General features: G+C 68.6%; 12 protein-coding genes. 7 read left to right on the forward strand and 5 right to left on the reverse strand.

The window, feature by feature from the left end; translation table 11 throughout:
• Nucleotides 1-60 precede the first annotated feature (60 nt).
• The 3 genes from msrB to AZOLI_RS28100 all read left to right on the forward strand — a co-directional run bounded on the left by msrB (nt 61) and on the right by AZOLI_RS28100 (nt 1948).
• Nucleotides 61-477: a peptide-methionine (R)-S-oxide reductase MsrB gene (gene msrB / locus AZOLI_RS28090; protein WP_014250043.1), complete on the forward strand. Its 417-nt coding sequence runs from the start codon at nt 61-63 to the stop codon at nt 475-477.
• 240 nt (nt 478-717) lie between these two features.
• A complete protein-coding gene (locus AZOLI_RS28095; RefSeq protein WP_014250044.1) occupies nt 718-1287 on the forward strand; it encodes a hypothetical protein in 570 nt (189 codons plus the stop codon).
• A 28-nt stretch (nt 1288-1315) separates the two neighbouring features.
• A complete protein-coding gene (locus AZOLI_RS28100) occupies nt 1316-1948 on the forward strand; it encodes a hypothetical protein (protein WP_014250045.1) in 633 nt (210 codons plus the stop codon).
• A 21-nt stretch (nt 1949-1969) separates the two neighbouring features.
• Here AZOLI_RS28100 and AZOLI_RS28105 read toward each other — a convergent pair whose 3' ends face one another.
• Nucleotides 1970-2665 (reverse strand): response regulator, encoded by a 696-nt coding sequence (locus AZOLI_RS28105; protein WP_014250046.1) that lies wholly within the window; start codon nt 2663-2665, stop codon nt 1970-1972.
• A 206-nt stretch (nt 2666-2871) separates the two neighbouring features.
• On the opposite strand from AZOLI_RS28105, the gene AZOLI_RS28110 reads away from it, so the two are divergent.
• Entirely contained in the window at nt 2872-4293 is a 1422-nt protein-coding gene (locus AZOLI_RS28110) for a PLP-dependent aminotransferase family protein (RefSeq protein WP_014250047.1), read from the forward strand.
• A gap of 7 nt (nt 4294-4300) precedes the next feature.
• Here the strand turns inward: AZOLI_RS28110 and AZOLI_RS28115 are convergent, their stop codons facing one another.
• Nucleotides 4301-7819, reverse strand: coding sequence for an ATP-binding protein (locus AZOLI_RS28115; protein ID WP_014250048.1), 3519 nt, complete (start codon nt 7817-7819; stop codon nt 4301-4303).
• A gap of 117 nt (nt 7820-7936) precedes the next feature.
• On the opposite strand from AZOLI_RS28115, the gene AZOLI_RS28120 reads away from it, so the two are divergent.
• From AZOLI_RS28120 to AZOLI_RS28130, 3 genes are all read left to right on the forward strand, one after another.
• On the forward strand, nt 7937-9001 hold the full coding sequence (locus tag AZOLI_RS28120; RefSeq protein ID WP_014250049.1) for an amino acid ABC transporter substrate-binding protein: 1065 nt from the start codon (nt 7937-7939) through the stop codon (nt 8999-9001).
• A 258-nt stretch (nt 9002-9259) separates the two neighbouring features.
• The gene (locus AZOLI_RS28125; protein ID WP_014250050.1) at nt 9260-10975 is read left to right on the forward strand and encodes an MFS transporter; all 1716 of its coding nucleotides are present in this window, start codon (nt 9260-9262) and stop codon (nt 10973-10975) included.
• 136 nt (nt 10976-11111) lie between these two features.
• Complete coding sequence (locus AZOLI_RS28130; RefSeq protein WP_014250051.1) at nt 11112-14609, forward strand: hybrid sensor histidine kinase/response regulator; 3498 nt, start codon at nt 11112-11114, stop codon at nt 14607-14609.
• Between the two features lie 391 nt (nt 14610-15000).
• Here AZOLI_RS28130 and AZOLI_RS28135 read toward each other — a convergent pair whose 3' ends face one another.
• The 3 genes from AZOLI_RS28135 to gltA all read right to left on the reverse strand — a co-directional run bounded on the left by AZOLI_RS28135 (nt 15001) and on the right by gltA (nt 18341).
• Nucleotides 15001-15651 (reverse strand): response regulator, encoded by a 651-nt coding sequence (locus AZOLI_RS28135; RefSeq protein WP_014250052.1) that lies wholly within the window; start codon nt 15649-15651, stop codon nt 15001-15003.
• Nucleotides 15652-15778: 127 nt separating this feature from the next.
• Nucleotides 15779-16792 carry an NUDIX hydrolase gene (locus AZOLI_RS28140; protein ID WP_014250053.1) on the reverse strand — a complete coding sequence of 338 codons (1014 nt, stop codon included), beginning with the start codon at nt 16790-16792 and terminating at the stop codon, nt 15779-15781.
• Between the two features lie 217 nt (nt 16793-17009).
• On the reverse strand, nt 17010-18341 hold the full coding sequence (gene gltA, locus AZOLI_RS28145) for a citrate synthase (protein ID WP_014250054.1): 1332 nt from the start codon (nt 18339-18341) through the stop codon (nt 17010-17012).
• Between the last annotated feature and the right edge of the window lie 130 nt (nt 18342-18471).

The raw sequence follows: 18471 nt of genomic DNA on the forward strand, positions 1-18471 counted from the left end.
GCAAGCCCGACCAATATAGTGGGTCTGGAACACCGACCACCACCAGCGGAGACCGGCGGCATGCCCGAATCGGACAAGACCAACACGGCCAAGAGCGAACAGGACTGGAAGCGGGACTTGTCGCCCAACCAGTTCAAGGTTCTGCGCGAACATGCGACCGAGTATCCCGGCACCAGCCCGCTGAACGACGAGAAGCGCCCGGGAGTCTACCGCTGCGCCGGCTGCGGGCAGCCCCTCTATGCCAGCGACACCAAATACGAGAGCGGGTCGGGCTGGCCCAGCTTTTGGGAGCCGATTCCGGGAGCGGTAGAGACCTCCACCGACTACAAGCTGGCCTATCCGCGGACCGAGGTTCACTGCGCCGCCTGCAAAGGCCATCTCGGCCATGTCTTCGATGACGGGCCGCAGCCGACAGGGAAGCGCTATTGCATGAACGGTGTCGCCATGACTTTCGTACCTTCGGAAAAGTCCGGCTGACCCGCAGAACTATGACCGGGCGCCGGATTCCTTTGCCTGATGGGCGCCCGGTCATAAACCCTCCCAAAAAAGGCGGGTTTACCCCCAATTGAGCTAAAAATTACAACCTTGGAACAGAGCGCGATGGTATGATCGGCTCCGTGCGGCGGGTTGTCGCGAGGGCATCGCCGCCCTCGGACGTCCATGGCACCATGCGTCGTCGAAACGGCGCGGGCATTGGGTGCGGCTGGCGGAGGGCGAATGGTCATTTCGGCCGAGTTCCTGGGGATGCTGCTTCTGATCACCAGCGCCGCCGCGCTCGGTCTGTCGATCGTGGTCGATGTCGGCCGGGTCAGCGCCGAAAAGGCGCGCGAAGCGATGAACCAGCGACAATACGACAAGAAGCGCGCCGCGCTGGCCGAATGGCGCCAGAAGACGGAGCGCAAGCGCGTCGACCTCACCACCCTGCAGGCCCGCCTGACCGAATTCAACGGCCGGCGCCAGAAGGCCATGACGGAGTTGCGGGCTCTGGAATTCTCCAAGATCGAACTGGTGCACGAACTGGGCGACCTGGACTCCGACGGCGACGTCTTTTGGGCACAGCTGGCGGTCGGTCCCAATTTCAACGAACTGGACCGCAAGGACATCGTCTTCTCCCGCCAGATCTGGGAATACCGCAACGTCGCGCACATCACCGCGCCATCGGCCGAACAGGCCCACGGCACGGTTCGGACCAGCTTTTCCCAGCGCAACGGGCTGATCTGTTCGCCAGTGGTGCCGCTGGCGCTGGCCCCCGATCCCGAGGCCGAGGCCGAGGCGACCGCAGCATGATGGGCAGTGGCATGATGGGAATGGCCCGATGACCGGCATGATGCTGTATTTCGCGCTTGGCCTGATGGTGCTGACCGTCCTGTCCAACCGCTATTGGCGCCGTCAGCTGACCCTGACGCGGATCGCCATGTCCAAGCTGAAGGATAAGGTGGACGACGTGACCAAGGAGGTGGCGGACATCGCCACCGACTATGCTCAACTCGCCCAGCATCAGGCGGACATGGAAAAGCGCGTACAGAAGGCGGAAATCGACATGCAGGCCGCCATCCTGGAGTTGGACCAGAAGAAGGGCGCCCCGATGCAGCGCTACTTCGTGTTCGACCGGAACGAGCCGCGCCCCGGCCGCTTCTGGGAGGTCGCGGTGCGCTTTCAGCCGACCGCGGTCAGCTTCGCCGACCAGCGCGGCTATCGCGGCTGGACAGGCATCCGCCGCTTCCTGCTGGTCGCCGACGGCGAGCGTGATGCGCGCGACCGGGTGGCCGCCCGCTACCCCCGACAGGCCGGCTTCGAGATCGTGGAGGTCGCCGGCTGCCGCCTGAACGGGCTGACGGTCAACCGCATTTCCGAACTCAGCACGTTCCGCAAGCCCGGCAAGCCGGAGGAGGAAGCCGCCGCGGCGGCGGCCCGTCCGCAACGCCGGGCCTCGCCGGCCCAATCCTGAACCGGGCGCAGACGGGGGCGATCAGTCAACGACGGCCTGGAACATGTACCCCATGCCGTGGACGGTGACGATTCGGATCGGGTCGGCGGGATCGGGTTCCACCACCCGGCGCAGGCGGCGGACCAGCCGGTCGATTGAGCGGTCGTAGGGCACCGAGTCGCCGCGCAGCGTCAGGTCCAGCAGATCGTCGCGGCTCAGCACCCGCCCCGGATTCTCGACGAAGGCCGCCAGCAGTTCGAATTCGGCCGAGGTCAGCCGCGCATCCTCGCCGCCGGGGTCGCGCAGGCGGCGCTTGTCCAGATGCAGCTCCCATCCGTCGAACCGCTTCACCCGTCCGCCGGCCGGCCGCGTCGGCTTGGCGATGCGGCGCAGGAGGCTGCGGGTGCGGGCCAGGATCTCGCGCGGTTCGAAAGGCTTGGTGATGTAGTCGTCGGCGCCCAGCTCCAGCCCGATCAGCCGGTCCATCCGGTCGGAGCGGCCGGTGATCAGGATGATGCCGATGTTGGAGGTGGCCCGCAGTTCCCGCGTCACCGCCAGCCCGTCCTTGCCGGGAAGCCGAATGTCCAGCAGCAGCAGGTCGATCCGCCCGCGCGCCAGCAGCGCCGACAGCTGATCGCCGTCGCGCGCCAGCATCACCCGATACCCCTCGCCTTCCAGATAGGCCTTCAGGGTCTCGCGGGTGATGGGATCGTCGTCGACCACCGCGATGGTGTTCATTGTCCCCCGTGACGGAGTCCGATGGCCCGCGGATTGTCTGCCGGCCCCTCATACCGAAGCTATCGGTTCCGCCAACCGGATACAAGGTGGAGCACACCGAGCCTCATCGGCCGTTTCGCCTGATTGTGCGGCCTGCCAAGAGTCGGCGGATGGTGACAATCGCGCCGAACTTGCCAGATTGAGGGGACAATGCCACATTTGTCCTCATGACAAATTGGACCCCGAACCTGGAGGGCCGCGCCGGCCCGCTCTATCGCGTCATCGCCGACGCCCTGGCCGACGACATCGCCGAGGGCGCGCTGGCGGTCGGCACCCGCCTGCCCACCCACCGCGACCTCGCCTTCCGTCTCGGCGTGACGGTGGGCACGGTGACGCGCGCCTATACGGAAGCGGAAAAGCGCGGCCTGATCGGCGGCGAGGTGGGGCGCGGAACCTTCGTGCAGGGCCAGCGTCCGCCGGCGACACCGCTGCCGCTCGGATGGCCGCCGGCCGGAGAAACATCCGCCGGGGAGACGGGCTCCGGCTCCGCCATCGTCAACATGACGACGGTCCATCCCGAACATGCAGTCGCGGTGCAGGCCTTCGGCCAGACGCTTGTCGCCATCGGCACCTCCGGCCGGGCGGCAGCGCTGATCGGATACGGCCCGCATGCCGGTCTGCCCGACCACCGCACCGCCGCCGCCGCCTGGCTGGAACGACAGCACCGGGTGCAGGCGACGGCCGACTCGGTGCTGCTGACCACCGGTGCGCAGAACGCGCTGGCGGTGGCGCTGGCCGCCGTCGCCCGCCCCGGCGACGTTATCCTGGCGGAGCGGCTGACCAACATCGGCACCAAGGCGCTGGCGGCTACCCAGGGCTATCACCTGGAAGGGGTCGCCATCGACGAGCATGGGCTGGTGCCCGACGCCTTCGACAGCGCCTGTCGCCGGCTGGGACCGAAGGCGGTCTATCTGGTGCCGACCCTGCAGAATCCGACCGCGGTGGTGATGCCCGCCGCCCGCCGCCGCGAAATCGCCGAGATCGCCCGCCGCTATGGCGTGATCCTGATCGAGGACGACGTGTTCGGCTTCATGGTGCCGGACGCCCGGCCGATCCAGACCATCGCGCCCGACATCACGCTCTATGTGTCGAGCGTGTCCAAGAGCCTTGCCGCCGGGCTGCGGCTGGGCTTCGTCGTCGCGCCGGCGGAGCTGCGATCCCGCGTCGAGACCGCGATCCGCGCCCTGCAATATTCCGCCCCCGCCCTGCCGGCGGAGGTGGTGGCGCGCTGGATTCAGGACGGCACCGCCGACCGCATCGTCGCCACCCAGCGGGAGGAGGATCTGGCCCGCCAGCGGCTTGCCCGCTCCATCCTGCCGGCCGGCACCGTCTATGGCAGTTCGGCGGCACAGCATCTGTGGCTGGTCCTGCCCGAGCCCTGGCGGCGCGAGGATTTCATCGGCGAGGCCCGGCGCCGCGGTGTGATCGTCACCGGCGCCGATGCTTTCGCCGTCGGTCGCGCCAGCGCCCCCCATGCGGTGCGGGTGGGCTTGTGCATGCCCCGCAGCCGCGACGAGGCCGCCCGCGGCCTGCGCGCGCTGGCCGACGCGCTGGACGCACCGGCGGCGGCGATGCTGTCGATCGTGTAGGGACGCCTTACGCCCCCTGCAGCATTCCCTGCACCGCGTCCATCGCGGCGAGCCCGCGGCTGAACACCGATTCCGCCGTCGCGGCAAGCTCCTGGGCCTCGACGCGGCGGCCTTCGCGCATGCCGTCTTCCACCGCGCGCATCAGCCCGACGAAGCGGGTCAGGCCGAAATGGCTGGCGGCGCCGGCCAGACGGTGGGCGATGTCCTCGATCTCGTCGTCGGGAGTCTCGGCGGCGGTTAGGCGGGGCAGCCCTTCCTGCGCGGAGTCCAGCAGCAACCCGCGGATGGTGGCGAAGCGCGCCGGGCCGAGGGACCGGATATAACGCTCCAGGATCTCGTCGCTCACATCCTCCTCCACGACCAGCGGACGGGCGGGGTTCGCGACCGCCGCCCGGTCGCAGCCGGGGTCCTCGCCATCGCCGGCGCCCTCCCCGCGCGAAGCGACGGCGTTGGACAGCAGGTGCATCAGCCGCTCCGGGAAGATCGGCTTTTCGATCACCGCGTCGATGCCGGCGTCGAGATAGCGGGCGCGGTCGGCGGCGAAGACGTTGGCGGTCACCGCGACGATCGGCACCGCCGCCCGGTCGGCATCCGGGAAGGCGCGGATGCGGCGCGCCACCTCCGGCCCGTCGATGTCGGGCAGGCGGATGTCCAGAAGCACGGCGTCGTAACGCCGCCGGCCCGCCAGTTCCAGCGCCTTCTCTCCCGTTTCGGCGACGGTGATGCGATGGCCGGCATCGGACAGCAGGCCCAGCGCCACCTCGCGGTTGATCGCGTCGTCCTCCACCAGCAGCAGGGCCAGCGACCGCACCCGGCTGATCGGCAGGAGCCGACCGGGCCGCTGCTCCGGCAGGGCGCTTTCCTCCACCCGCTGCAGGGGAATGGTGACGGTGAAGACGCTACCCAGCCCGACCGCGCTGTCGACCCGGATGCTGCCCTGCATGGCGTCCAGCAGGTGCCGCACGATGGCGAGCCCCAGCCCGCTGCCGCCGAAGCGCCGGGCGATGGTGGGATCGGCCTGTTCCAGCTTCTCGAAGATGGCGGCGCGGCGTTCCGGCGGCACGCCGATGCCGGTGTCGCGCACTGCCAGACGCAGCATCTCTCCGGAACCGGAACGTTCCGGCCCCGGTTCGATATCGACGCGCAACTCCACCCCGCCGCGTTCCGTGAACTTCACCGCGTTGCCGACGAGGTTCACCAGGATCTGGCGCAGCCGCTGCCGGTCGATCACCACAAGTTCCGGCACCTCCGGCGCGATGTCGAGGTCGAGGTCGATCCCCTTCTCGTTCGCCAGTCCTTCCACTGTCGCAACGACCTCTTCCAGCACCGGCAGCAGCGCGCAGGGAGCGGGGTCGAGGTCGAGCTTGCCGTCCTCGATCTTGCGCAGGTCGAGGATGTCGTTGACCTGATCGAGCAGCCCATGGCCGCAACGCATGATCGACATGGCATAGCGCCGCTCGCCCGCATGCAGCTGCCCGGTCAACAGCAGCCTGCACAGGCCGAGGATGCCGTTCAGCGGCGTGCGCATCTCGTGGCTGACGGTGGCGAGGAATTCGGTCTTGGCGGCGTCGGCGCGTTCCGCCCGCTCCTTGGCCTGCCGCAGTTCCTCCCGCGCCCGGCGCGAGGCGGTGATGTCGTTGGCGACGCAGATGATTCGGCAGCGGCCGTCGCCCGACCATTCGAAGGGATGGCGCTGCAGGGCGAAGACCGCACTCTCGCCGTTGCGGGCCAGCACCAGCTCCTCCACGCCCAACGACCGCATGGAGCCGGGAACGCCGCCGGCCAGCGCCCGCCCGGTCTCGTGCCCCAGCACCGCGGTCAGGGTACGGTCCTCGATGTCGGCGCGGCGGGTGCCGAAGCAATCCTCCGCCGCCCGGTTCCACAGCACGACCCGGCCGGTATCGCCCTCCAGCACATAGAGCACGCTCGGCACATTGTCGATCACGGCGTCCAGGAAGGCCTGGGTCCGGCGCAGCAACTCCTCCGCCTCGCGGCGGCGGGTGATGTCGACCACCGAACTCAGCAGCACCTCCTCCCCCTGGAACTCGAAGGCGATGCCGGACAGCAGGCCCCACAGCCGGCGGCCGGTGCGGGTCACCAGCTCCGTTTCGACATCGAGCGCCAGACCGCTGGCGAAGACGTCGCGGACGAACTCCTCGCGCACCGCCGGGACGTACCAGACGGAGGCGGCCGGCCGGCCCAGCAACTCGCCGGCATCGGCGACCTCGAACAGGTCGGCGGCGCGGCGGTTAACGAAGCGGATCTGGCCGTCGGCGCGGCCGGAGATCACCAGCGGGACCGGTGCCGCCTCCAGCACCGTGCGCAGCCATTGCTCGTTGCGGCGCAGCGCCTCGCTCTTGTCCTCGGTCTCCTGGATGTAGAAGCGCAGCGCGCGGGCCAGTTCGCCGATCTCGTCGGCACCGGTCGCCGGCACCTCCGCCCTGCCGCCCCCGGTGCGGTCGCGGATCGCCTCGCTGACCGCCCACAGCCGGGCCAGCACCTTGCGCCGGACATACAGCACCGACAGCACCATCCCCAGCACCACCACCCCGACCGAGGCGAAGAACAGGCGGGTGTAGGTGGTGGACACCTCGATCACCTGCTGGCGGCTTTCCTCCGCCGCCTTGGTCTGCTCGACGAAGATGCCGGTGTTGAGGCCGGTGTTGACCAGCGAAACCTGATTGGCGCGGTCGACCAGCCCGTTCAGCGCCTCCGACGCCTGCAATTCCGCCTGCCGCTGGCGGAAGACGGAACGGTCGCCCTCCACCACCGCGCGCATGCCCTCGGCCAGCCGGGTCAGCCGGTCCGATACCCCGTCCGCAAGCCCTTGCGGCACCGAAGAGGCAAGGCTCTCCACCTGCGCCGCCGCGCCGTCGGCCAGCCGGGCCAGGGCGAAGCTGTTCTCCGCCTGATGGACCGAGGCGATCAGGAACAACAGCCGCTCGGCCATCGCCAGCCAGCGCTGCACGCCCACATCCTCGACCCCGCGCAGTCCCGGTTCCGCCAGGGCGTCGGCCATCCGCCGCACGTCGCGGGTCCGGTCGGCCAAGGCGCGGCGGGCAGCGACGCGGGCGGTCACGCCGCGGTCGATGGCGTCGCGCAGCCGCAGGATCTCGTCGCGCTGCTGCTTCAGCCCGGCGATCCGCCTTGCCTGTCGGGCGTCGGACGATTCCATCTCCGCCAGCAGCCGGTCATAGCCGTCCAGCTGGTCGGCCAGCCCCTGCTTGATCGTTTCGCGACCAAAATTATCGTCTGACAGGGCCAGTTGTTCCAGGGTCCGCATGATCCGCTGATGCTGGCGCTCCAGCTTGGCGGAGGCGACGACGGCGGGAAACTGCTCCGAGGTCACCTTGGTGATGCCGGCATGCAGGCCGTCGAAGGCGATGTAGGCGCCAAGCCCGATCAGGAAGGCAACCAGACCGTTGAAGGCGAGCGCGCCGAACAGACGCGTGCCGACGCCGATCCTCACCACCCCCGCCTTGCCGGCTTCGGACCTGCCGGCCTCCGCCCTGCTGCCGCCTGTCATTCCCAATCCCGCCCGTCCCGTCCAGACGCCCAGCCCCGACACCGACACCACCCCCAATCGTTTGCGCGGTGCCGTGGGCAGCGTATCATAGCGGCGCCGTAGGATAAGGGGAGAAGGATGGGGCTGAAGCCTGTTGCCGCCGCGCTGGGACTGATTCTGGCGCTCGTCCCGGCGGGCGGCGGAACCGCCGCGGCGCAGCCCGGCGTGCAGCCCGTGCCGAACGGCGACCGCCCGGTCCTGGCGGAGATCGAGCGGCGGGGGGTGGTTCGCTGCGGCGTGTCCTTCAATCCCGGCTTCGCCGCCAACGACGACAACGGGCGGCCGGTCGGCTTCATGGTCGATCTGTGCCGGGCGCTGGCCGCCGCCGTCCTGGGCAAGGCCGACGCCGTGGAAATCCGCCGCCTGTCCAAGCCGCAGGAATTCGACGCCGTCGCCACCGGCGAGGTCGACGTGTCCTTCGCCCAGACCTCCTGGACGCTGACCCGCGATGCGACCTACGCCGTCGATTTCGGCCCGCCGGTCTTCCACGATGTGCAGGGGATCGCCGCTTGGCTGCTGGCCGACGGCCGGTCGGCGTTGGACGGAACGGAGCTGACGATCTGCGTGCCCGCCGGAACCACCACCCAGGCCGAGCTGGAGGCCCTGGTCGCCGTCGGAAAGCGGCCTTGGAAGCTGCGGAGCTTCCCCGGCTGGCCCGATGCGCTGGAGGCATTCCTCAGCCGCGACTGCGCGGCGCTCAGCGCCGACCGGGCTTTGCTGACCACCGCGCTGCATATGCTGGAGTCGCGGAAGGAGGCGTTGGAGATCGTCGACGCCCCTCTCCCGTCACGCGAGCCGCTGGCGCCGCTGACGCCGAACGCCGACCGCATGTGGATGGCGGCGGTGCGCTGGACCATCTATGCGCTGTTCCTGGCCGAGGATGCCGGCGTCACCGGCGCCAACGCCAATTTTCAGCGGATCACCGGCGGCAGCGAGGTGCGGCGCCTGCTGTCCGGCCTGCCGGAGGTCGCGGCAAAGGCGGGGCTGCGTCCGGACTGGGCCTATCAGGTCGTGATGCAGGTCGGGAATTACGGCGAGATCTTCGAACGCAACCTGGGCAGCCGGTCGCCATTCAAGCTGGACCGCGGACCGAACCGGCCCTGGACCCAGGGCGGCCTGCTGTACGCGCCAGTGTTCCAGTGATGCTGTTCCGACAGGGGGCTTGAGGTCGGGATTGCGCCCCGGTGGAGGCATGGCTCCGATCCAAAAATATTATTTTGACCCAGTCCCGCAATGGCCGATACCCCCGACCATGGTCGGGGGTGACGCGGATAATTTGCTAGGCACACTATCGGTCAGAAACCAAGGCTCGGGCTCGGTCATCAGTTCATATGACCGGAATGCACTGGGCAGTCAAAACCAACCGTAATGCATGACTATTCACTTGGGAGGGTGAAGACCATGGCCTATGCGGCTTCGTCGGACGATGCCGTCCGACCGATGACGGGCGAGGAGAAGAAGGTGATCTTCGCGTCCTCGCTCGGGACCGTTTTCGAGTGGTACGACTTCTATCTCTACGGCTCGCTCAGCGCGGTCATCGCTGCGCAGTTCTTTTCCGGCGTCAACCCGACCGCCGCCTTCATCTTCGCGCTGATGGCCTTTGCCGCCGGCTTCGCCGTCCGGCCCTTCGGCGCCCTGGTCTTCGGCCGTCTCGGCGACATGATCGGCCGCAAATACACCTTCCTGGTCACCATCCTGATCATGGGCGTGTCGACCTTCATCGTCGGCATCCTGCCCAACTACGCCTCCATCGGCATCGCCGCGCCGATCATCCTGATCATCCTGCGCCTGCTGCAGGGCCTGGCGCTGGGCGGCGAGTATGGCGGCGCCGCGACCTATGTGGCCGAACATGCGCCGCACGGCCGCCGCGGCAACTACACCTCCTGGATCCAGACCACCGCGACTCTCGGCCTGTTCCTGTCGCTGCTGGTCATCCTGGGCTGCCGCGTGTCGATGTCGCCCGAGGATTTCAACGCCTGGGGCTGGCGCATCCCGTTCCTGATCTCCATCGTGCTGCTCGGCATCTCGGTGTGGATCCGTCTGATGCTGAACGAATCGCCCGCCTTCAAGAAGATGAAGGAGGAGGGCAAGCACTCCAAGGCGCCGCTGACCGAGTCCTTCGGTGAATGGAAGAACCTGAAGATCGTGCTGCTCGCCCTGTTCGGCCTCGTCGCCGGCCAGGCGGTGGTGTGGTACACGGGCCAGTTCTACGCCCTGTTCTTCCTGACCCAGACGCTGAAGGTCGATGCCCAGGCGGCCAACCTGATGATCGCCGCGGCCCTGCTGATCGGCACGCCCTTCTTCGTGGTCTTCGGCACGCTGGCCGACAAGATCGGCCGCAAGCCGATCATCATGGCCGGTCTGCTGCTGGCCTGCCTGACCTACTTCCCGCTGTTCAAGGCCATCACCCACTATGCCAACCCGGCGCTGGAGGAAGCCATCGCGACCTCGCCGGTCGTCGTCGTCGCCGATCCGAACGAATGCTCGTTCCAGTTCAACCCGGTCGGCACCAGCCAGTTCACCAGTTCCTGCGACATCGCCAAGAGCGCACTGGTCCGGCGCGGCATCCCCTACACCAACGAAGCGGCCCCGGCCGGCACCGTCGCGTCGATCAAGGTCGGCAGCACGGTCATCCCCAGCTACACCGCGGCTCCGCAGGCCAGCACCACCGTATCGCTCAGCCACGGCCCGACCGCCTCGCATGCGCCGACCGACACCAAGGCCGCCGGCGCCGCCTTCGACAAGGGCCTGACCGACGCGCTGAAGACCGCCAACTATCCGCCGAAGGCCGATCCGGCCCGCATCGATACGGTGATGGTCATCGCCCTGCTGACCATCCTGGTCATCTATGTGACCATGGTCTACGGCCCGATCGCCGCGATGCTGGTGGAGATGTTCCCGACCCGCATCCGCTACACCTCGATGTCGCTGCCCTACCACATCGGCAACGGCTGGTTCGGCGGCTTCCTGCCGACCACCTCCTTCGCCATCGTGGCAGCCACCGGCGACATCTACTCCGGCCTCTGGTACCCGATCATCATCGCCGCCGCGACCCTGGTGATCGGCCTGCTGTTCGTCCGCGAAACAAAGGACGTGGACATCTACCAGCACGATTGAGCAAGGACGCAACCCGGCTGATCGACGGGCGGCGGAACGGACGGGCGGAGGGTTTCCCTCCGCCCGTTTGCGCAATTTTGTGATAGCCTCCACCGCCATAGGGAGAAGAAGTCCAAAACGGGATGCGAAAAGCCCCATGGAAAGCTGGTTCATCCTCGTCGCATCGATGGCCTATCTGCTGTCGCTGTTCGCCATCGCGTGGTACGGCGACCGCACCGGCGACCAGGGCACCGAACGGCGCACGCCCTGGCTCTATGCGCTGAGCTTCGGGGTCTACTGCACCTCCTGGACCTTCTACGGCGCGGTTGGGCGGGCGGCCACCGGGGGCTTCTATTTCCTGCCGATCTATATCGGGCCGATCCTGATGATCGGATTGGGCTGGCCGGTTCTGGCCCGCATCGTGCGGGTGGCGAAGTCGGAGAATGTCGTCTCCATCTCCGACTTCCTGTCGGCCCGCTACGGCAAGAGCCGCAGCCTCGCCGCCCTCGTCACCGTCGCCGCGGTGATCGGGCTGCTGCCCTACATCGCCCTGCAATTGAAGGCGATCAGCGTCAGCTTCGAGATTCTGGCCGGGGCGTCGCTGGGGACCGACCTCAACCAGATGCCGGGCGGCACCGCGTTGATGGCGGCCTTGCTGATGGCGGCCTTCGCCATCCTGTTCGGCGTGCGCAGCGTGTCGGCCAACGAACACCACCGCGGCCTGATGATGGCCATCGCCGCGGAGTCGGTGGTGAAGCTGGCGGCGGCGCTGGCGGTGGGCGGCGCCATCGCCTATTCGGTCTTCGGCGACCCGGCCACCTTCTTCGAAGCGGCGGCGAATCATCCCGGCTTCCTCGACCTGATCCGGCTGGACAGCATCGGCGCGGACTGGTGGGTGGCCTGCCTGCTGTCGGCATTGGCGATCCTGTGCCTGCCGCGCCAGTTCCACGTCGCGGTGGTGGAGAACACCCATGGCGGCGACGTGCGGTCGTCGGCCAAGCTGTTCCCCGCCTATCTGGTCGCCATCAACCTGTTCGTGCTGCCGGTGGCGCTGGCCGGGCTGATGCTGTTCCCGGACGGCACGACCAATGCCGACACCTTCATGGTCTCCATCCCCTTGAGCCAGGGCTGGCCGTGGCTGGCGCTGGCCGCCTTCATCGGCGGCCTGTCGGCGGCCACCAGCATGATCCTGGTGGAGATGGTGGCGCTCAGCACCATGATCTGCAACGACGTCGCCGTGCCGCTGCTGATGGCGCTGCGCCCCGACGACCGGCGGCTGCGCGACGATCCGGCGGGGATTCTGCTGCTGATCCGCCGGTCGGCGGTGATCGTGCTGGTCCTGCTGTCCTACGGCTGCTACCGGCTGATCGGCCCGGCCTTTCCGCTGGCGACCATCGGCATGATGAGCTTCACCGCGGTGGCGCAGTTCGCCCCCGCCCTGCTCGGCGGCCTGATCTGGAGCCGCGCCAGCCGCGCCGGCGCCTTCGCCGGCATCTGCGCCGGCTTCCTCGGCTGGGCCTACACCATGCTGCTGCCGTCCTTCGCCGACGCAGGCTGGCTGGCCTCCAGCGCCCTGCGCGAGGGGCCGTTCGGCCTGACCGGCCTCAGCCCGGTGGCGCTGGCCGGCATCGCCGGCATCGACCCGCTGACCAACGCCGCGCTGTGGAGCCTGGGGCCGAACATCCTGCTGTTCGTGCTGGTCTCGCTGCTGACCCGGCCGTCGACGCTGGAGCGCCAGCAGGCCGCGCGCTTCATCAGCCTGCGCCGCTCCGCCGACGGAGAAGCCACCGGGCCGCGCGGCGCCACGCTGGCCGACCTGCACGACCTCGCCGTCCGCTATGTCGGGCAGGCCCGCGCCGATGCCGCCTTCTGCCGCTTCACCGGGGTGGAGGACGGCGACCTGCCGACCGCACTGCTGACCCGCACCGACGGCGAGGCGATCCAGCTGACCGAGCGGCTGCTCGCCGGCGCCGTCGGCTCCGCCTCCGCCCGCGTGGTGGTGGCCGGGCTCTTGTCCGACCGCCGGCTGTCGCGCACCGACGCGCGGTCGATCATCGACGAGGCGTCGCGCGCCATCCTGAAGCAGCATGAGCTGCTGCGCGCCACCGTGGAGAATGTGCCGCAGGGCATCGCCGTGTTCGACGAGGATTGGCGCGTCGCCACCTGGAACAACCAGTTCCTGGTCCTGCTGGACCTGCCCGACGGCTTCGTCCAGGTCGGCACCTCGCTGCAGGAGATCGTCGGGCTGATCGCGCGGCGCGGCGAATACGGCCGCAACGGCGAGATCGAAACCCTGCTGGAGCGCCGGTCCGACCCGCGCCGCCGCAACAAGCCGGACGTCTACGAGCGGGTGCGTCCCGACGGCACGGTGCTGGAGATCGCCACCAACCCGATGCCGGGGCCGAAGCCCGGCGGGGGCGGCTTCGTCGCCGTCTACACCGACGTCACCGAACGCCACCGCGCCGCCGCCGCCCTGCGCGAAGCCAACGAAACGCTGGAGCGCCGCATCGCCGAGCGCACCCACGCCCTATCGGAAGCCAAGGCGGAGGCCGAGCGCGCCAACCGCGGCAAAACCCGCTTCCTCGCCGCCGCCAGCCACGACCTGCTGCAGCCGCTGCACGCCGCCCGCCTGTTCCTTTCCGCGCTGGCCGAACGCAACGGCGACAGCGCCATCCGCCAGATCGACACCTCCTTGCGGTCGGTGGAGCAGATCCTGGGCGACCTGCTGGACGTCTCCAAGATCGACAGCGGCGTGGTGAAGCCGAACCCGGTGCCGATGCGCATCGAGGATCTGCTGAAGCCGCTGGGCGAGGAGTTCACCGTGCTGGCGAGCCGCCACGGGCTGGCCCTGCGCGTGGTGGAGTGTTCGGCCATCGTGCACAGCGACCCGACGCTGCTGCGGCGCATCCTGCAGAACTACCTCGCCAACGCCGTGCGCTATACCCGGACCGGCCGCATCCTGCTGGGCTGCCGCCGCCGCGGGAATTTCCTGTCCATCGAGGTGTGGGACACCGGCCCCGGCATCCCCGAGCACAAGGTGCCGGAAATCTTCATGGAGTTCCGGCAGCTCGACAACGACGCCGACGACCGCGGCAAGGGGCTGGGACTCGGCCTCGCCATCGTCGAGCGTCTGGCAGGAATCCTCGGCCACACGGTGCAGGTGCGCTCCAAGGTCGGGCGCGGCAGCGCCTTTTCCGTCCTGGTTCCGCTGACCGACGAGCCGGTCGCCGCCCGCGCCGTGGTGGTCCGCCCGCGCGGCCGCGACCTGAGCGGCGTCCTGGTGCTCTGCCTGGAGAACGAGCCCGCCATCGCCCGCGCCACCGAGGATCTGTTGTCGAGCTGGTCCTGCCGCGTCGTCACGGCGGCGGCCCCCGACCTCGCCCTGGCGAAGCTGGGCGGGCGCACGCCCGACGTGATCCTGACCGACTACCACCTGGACCGCAGCCTGACGGGGGTGGAGGCCTTGGCGACCCTGCGCGCCGCGCTGGGCAGCGACCTCCCCGCCGCCGTGGTCACCGCCGACCGCGACGCCGCCGTGCGCGAGGACATCGAAGCGGCGGGCTGCCGCCTGCTCTACAAGCCGGTGCGTCCGGGAGCGCTACGGGCACTGCTGGGGCAGTTGCTGGCGGAAGGGCAGCGGCTGGCGGGCGACTGACGCGCTGTGCCCCCTCCCTATCCCTCCCCCGCTCACGCGGACTATGGCATTCACACATCTCGCCTCTGCGAAATAGCAGCAACCACCGGTAGTGAAAATCCCTTCTCCCCTTGCGGGAGAAGGGTTGGGATGAGGGGTGCGACCGGCTGAAAGCCCGTGGCAATCAAGTTTCCGCCCCTCACCCCAACCCCTCTCCCGCGAGGGGAGAGGGGCTGTCCTCAATGCCAAGCTGCACGTCTTTTCGCAAATGCGAAATGTGTGCATCCCGTAGCTCACGCGGGAGAGGGGACTGCCGCCGCACGCCGACAAAGCTCCTGTCCCCTCTCCCGCGATCGGACCGGTCTTCGACCGGCCGAGGGCGGGGGAGGGATAGGGAGGGGGCAGGGGTTGCCTACTCCACCGGCGGCGGCGGCGCGGACGACAGTGCCAACTGGCTCGCCAGCACCGCGGCCTGCGTCCTCGTCAGCACGCCCAGTTTGCGTAGGATCGTCGTGACGTGGGCCTTCACCGTCGTCTCGGCGACGTTCATCTCATAGGCGATCTGTTTGTTCAGCTTGCCCTCGGCGATGCCGGCCAGGACGCGGAGCTGCTGGGGGGTCAGGGTGGCGGCGCGCTGGGCGGGATCGGGGGCGTCGGTCTCGGGACCGCCGTTGATCTCCGGCAGCCACAGCTCACCATCGAGAACGGCGTGGATCGCCTCGACGATCTGGGTGTTGGGGGCGGATTTCGGCACGAAGCCGGAGGCGCCGTAATCGATGGCGCGCTGGATCGTCACCGGATCCTCGGACGCCGACACCACGATCACCGGAATCGCCGGATGTTCGGAGCGCAGCATCATCAGGCCGATCAGGCCGCTCATGCCGGGCATGTGCAGGTCGAGCAGGATGATGTCCGGCGGCTCCCCGGTGTCCAGCACGGGCTTGATCTGGTCGAACCGCGATGCTTCGAGGATCACGGCGCCGGGGATCGCCTGCCCGATGGTCTGGGTCAAGGCGGTGCGCATCAGCGGATGGTCGTCGGCGATCAGGATGCGGTGCGACATCGGCCTTCTTGGACTTTCCGGGTATGGACATTCCGGGTTTGAAACCGTCCCGGCAGTATCCGCTTGCAGCCGCCCGTTGACAACTGCGCCCAATGCCGCGCGTCGAAGTTTCCGATGGATTTTACCCTTATCCGTCCGCGGACGGGATGGCACCGGCGCTGGTGCGTTCGTGGATGGCCTGGCGGCGGAAGCGGTACAACTCCGCCGGACGGCCGCCGGTCTGGCTTTCATACTGCCCGGTCGGCTCGACGAAGCCGCCGGAGATCATCAGGCGCCGGAAATTCTGCTTGTGCACCCGCTCGCCGGACAGCGCCTCCACCACCAGCTGCAGCTGGTGCAGGGTGAAGGTCGGCGGCAGCAGTTCGAAGACGATGGGGCGGTAGCGCAGCTTGCCGCGCAGCCGTTCCAGCGCGGTGGCCAGGATGCGCCGGCCGTCGCGCGCCATCGGCCGTCCCAGCGCCCGCGGCATCGGCCCGCCGACACCGACCGACGAATCGATCCGCGCGGCGAGGTCGCGGTCGCGGAAGGCCTCCACCACCAGCCCGGCTTCGTAGAGCAGTTCGAAGCGTTCCAGCACCCGTTCCATGTCCCAGTCCGCGCCGTCCAGGCCGAAGGCCATCTGGGCACGCTCGGCCCGGCGCAGGCGTGTCTCCTCGTCGGGCGCCGACGCGATCCAGCCGCCGAGCGCCGGGGCGATCACGCCGTCCAGCAGCGGCGGGCGGCGGTCGCGCCAGTCCTCCCACGGGAAATGGTCGTAGAGGTCGCGCCATTCGGCCGAGGCGTCGCCGCCCAGCGGGCCGTCGCGGACCAGGGCGAGATAGCCGACCACGACCGACCGCGGGCCGCCGAACAGCTCATGCGGATCGCGATGGCGGTCGCCGAAGGTATAGAGCTGCTCGACATAGCGCAGCGCGAGACCCGACAGCCCTTCCGCCACCGCGCGCACGCCCTCCTGCAGGGTGCGGAAACGGTCGGGCTCGAAGGGCGCGCCGGGCAGGGCGTCGCGATGCGGCAACGGCTCGTCGCCGCGCCGGTGGTCTTCCGGCACGGAGAAGCCGCTGCGCACCGTCACGACGCGCGGCGTCCCGCCGGCCACCGCCACGATGGCGACCGACAGGCCGAGTTGCAGGGGCTGGGTCACGGGACGCGCACGATTCCCCCTCTCCCCCCCGCTCTCGCGCAAACGAAGTTTGCGCTGACGCGGCAGGCGGACCATAGGTCCGCTGAAAGCGGGGAGAGGGTCGGGGTGAGGGGGAGGCGTATCAGATCGCTTGCAAAGGTCCCGCGGCGGTCCCCCCTCACCCTAACCCTCTCCCCGGGGGGGAGAGGGGATCCAAGGCGGGGATAGGCTGCTGAACTCAACGCTTGTCCAGCGGCACGAAGGGACGGGCGGCGTGGCCGGTGAAGAGCTGGCGGGGGCGGCCGATCTTCTGGGCCGGGTCCTCGATCATCTCCTTCCACTGGCTGATCCAGCCGACGGTGCGGGCCAGCGCGAACAGCACGGTGAACATGCTGGTCGGGAAGCCCATCGCCTTCAGGATGATGCCCGAGTAGAAGTCCACGTTCGGATAGAGCTTCTTTTCGATGAAATACTCGTCCGACAGGGCGATCCTCTCCAGCTCCATGGCGATGGCCAGATGCGGCTCGTCATGGATGCCCAGGCGGTCGAGGACCTGATAGCAGGTCTCGCGCATGATCTTGGCGCGCGGGTCGTAGTTCTTGTAGACGCGGTGGCCGAAGCCCATCAGGCGGAAGCTGTCGTTCTTGTCCTTGGCGCGGCGGACGAATTCGGGGATGCGGTCGACCGAACCGATCTCCTCCAGCATCTTCAGCACCGCCTCGTTGGCGCCGCCATGGGCCGGACCCCACAGCGCCGCGATGCCCGACGCGATGCAGGCGAACGGGTTGGCGTGGGACGAGCCGGCGAGCCGGACGGTGGAGGTCGAGGCGTTCTGCTCGTGGTCGGCGTGCAGGATGAAGATCTTGTCCATCGCCTCCGACAGGACCGGATCGACCGTCCATTCCTCGCACGGCGTGCCGAAGGTCATGTAGAGGAAGTTTTCCGCATAGGTCAGGTCGTTGCGCGGATACATGAACGGTTCGCCGACCGTGTATTTGTGGGCCATGGCGGCCATCGTCGGCATCTTGGCGATCAGGCGGTGCGCGGCGATCTTGCGCTGGACCGGATCGAAGATGTCGGTGGAGTCGTGATAGAAGGCCGACAGGGCGCCGACGACGCCGCACATGATCGCCATCGGGTGGGCATCGCGGCGGAAGCCGCTGTAGAACTTGGCCAGCTGCTCATGCACCATCGTGTGATAGGTGATGGTGCGCTCGAAATCGGCCTTCTGCTGCGGGTTCGGCAGTTCGCCGTTCAGCAGCAGGTGGCAGACCTCCAGGAAGTCGCAGTTCTCGGCAAGGTCGGCGATGGCATAGCCGCGGTGCAGCAGGACGCCCTCGTCGCCGTCGATGTAGGTGATGGCCGAATCGCAGGCGGCGGTGGAGGTGAAGCCGGGATCGTAGGTGAAATAGCCGGTCTCGGCATAGAGCTTGCGGATGTCGATCACGTTGGGGCCGGTGGACCCGCCCAGCAGCGGCAGCTTCAGCGTCTTGCCGGTGGCATCGTCGGTCAGCGTGACGGTGCCGACCTGGGTCACATCGCCGTGCGGGGTATGCTTGCTCGATTCCATGACCTTATCGCACTCCTTGCTGTCCGGCCGGGCACGGTCTCCGCAGCCGGACCTTGGTGGTTGGCCCGTTCTTCGCGCGCTCTGGCACCCTGTCGGCGCCGCGCCGTCTTCTCCCGGTCTTCGAAGGATC

Origin of the sequence: Azospirillum lipoferum 4B, from assembly GCF_000283655.1 — a bacterium.
Taxonomy (GTDB): domain Bacteria; phylum Pseudomonadota; class Alphaproteobacteria; order Azospirillales; family Azospirillaceae; genus Azospirillum; species Azospirillum lipoferum_C.

Excerpts from the sequence above, each read along its gene's own strand:
- msrB (WP_014250043.1), top strand. The coding sequence starts at position 61 with ATGCCCGAATCGGACAAGACCAACACGGCCAAGAGCGAACAGGACTGG.
- AZOLI_RS28095 (WP_014250044.1), top strand. The coding sequence starts at position 718 with ATGGTCATTTCGGCCGAGTTCCTGGGGATGCTGCTTCTGATCACCAGC.
- AZOLI_RS28100 (WP_014250045.1), top strand. The coding sequence starts at position 1,316 with ATGACCGGCATGATGCTGTATTTCGCGCTTGGCCTGATGGTGCTGACC.
- AZOLI_RS28105 (WP_014250046.1), bottom strand. The coding sequence starts at position 2,665 with ATGAACACCATCGCGGTGGTCGACGACGATCCCATCACCCGCGAGACC.
- AZOLI_RS28110 (WP_014250047.1), top strand. The coding sequence starts at position 2,872 with ATGACAAATTGGACCCCGAACCTGGAGGGCCGCGCCGGCCCGCTCTAT.
- AZOLI_RS28115 (WP_014250048.1), bottom strand. The coding sequence starts at position 7,819 with ATGACAGGCGGCAGCAGGGCGGAGGCCGGCAGGTCCGAAGCCGGCAAG.
- AZOLI_RS28120 (WP_014250049.1), top strand. The coding sequence starts at position 7,937 with ATGGGGCTGAAGCCTGTTGCCGCCGCGCTGGGACTGATTCTGGCGCTC.
- AZOLI_RS28125 (WP_014250050.1), top strand. The coding sequence starts at position 9,260 with ATGGCCTATGCGGCTTCGTCGGACGATGCCGTCCGACCGATGACGGGC.
- AZOLI_RS28130 (WP_014250051.1), top strand. The coding sequence starts at position 11,112 with ATGGAAAGCTGGTTCATCCTCGTCGCATCGATGGCCTATCTGCTGTCG.
- AZOLI_RS28135 (WP_014250052.1), bottom strand. The coding sequence starts at position 15,651 with ATGTCGCACCGCATCCTGATCGCCGACGACCATCCGCTGATGCGCACC.
- gltA (WP_014250054.1), bottom strand. The coding sequence starts at position 18,341 with ATGGAATCGAGCAAGCATACCCCGCACGGCGATGTGACCCAGGTCGGC.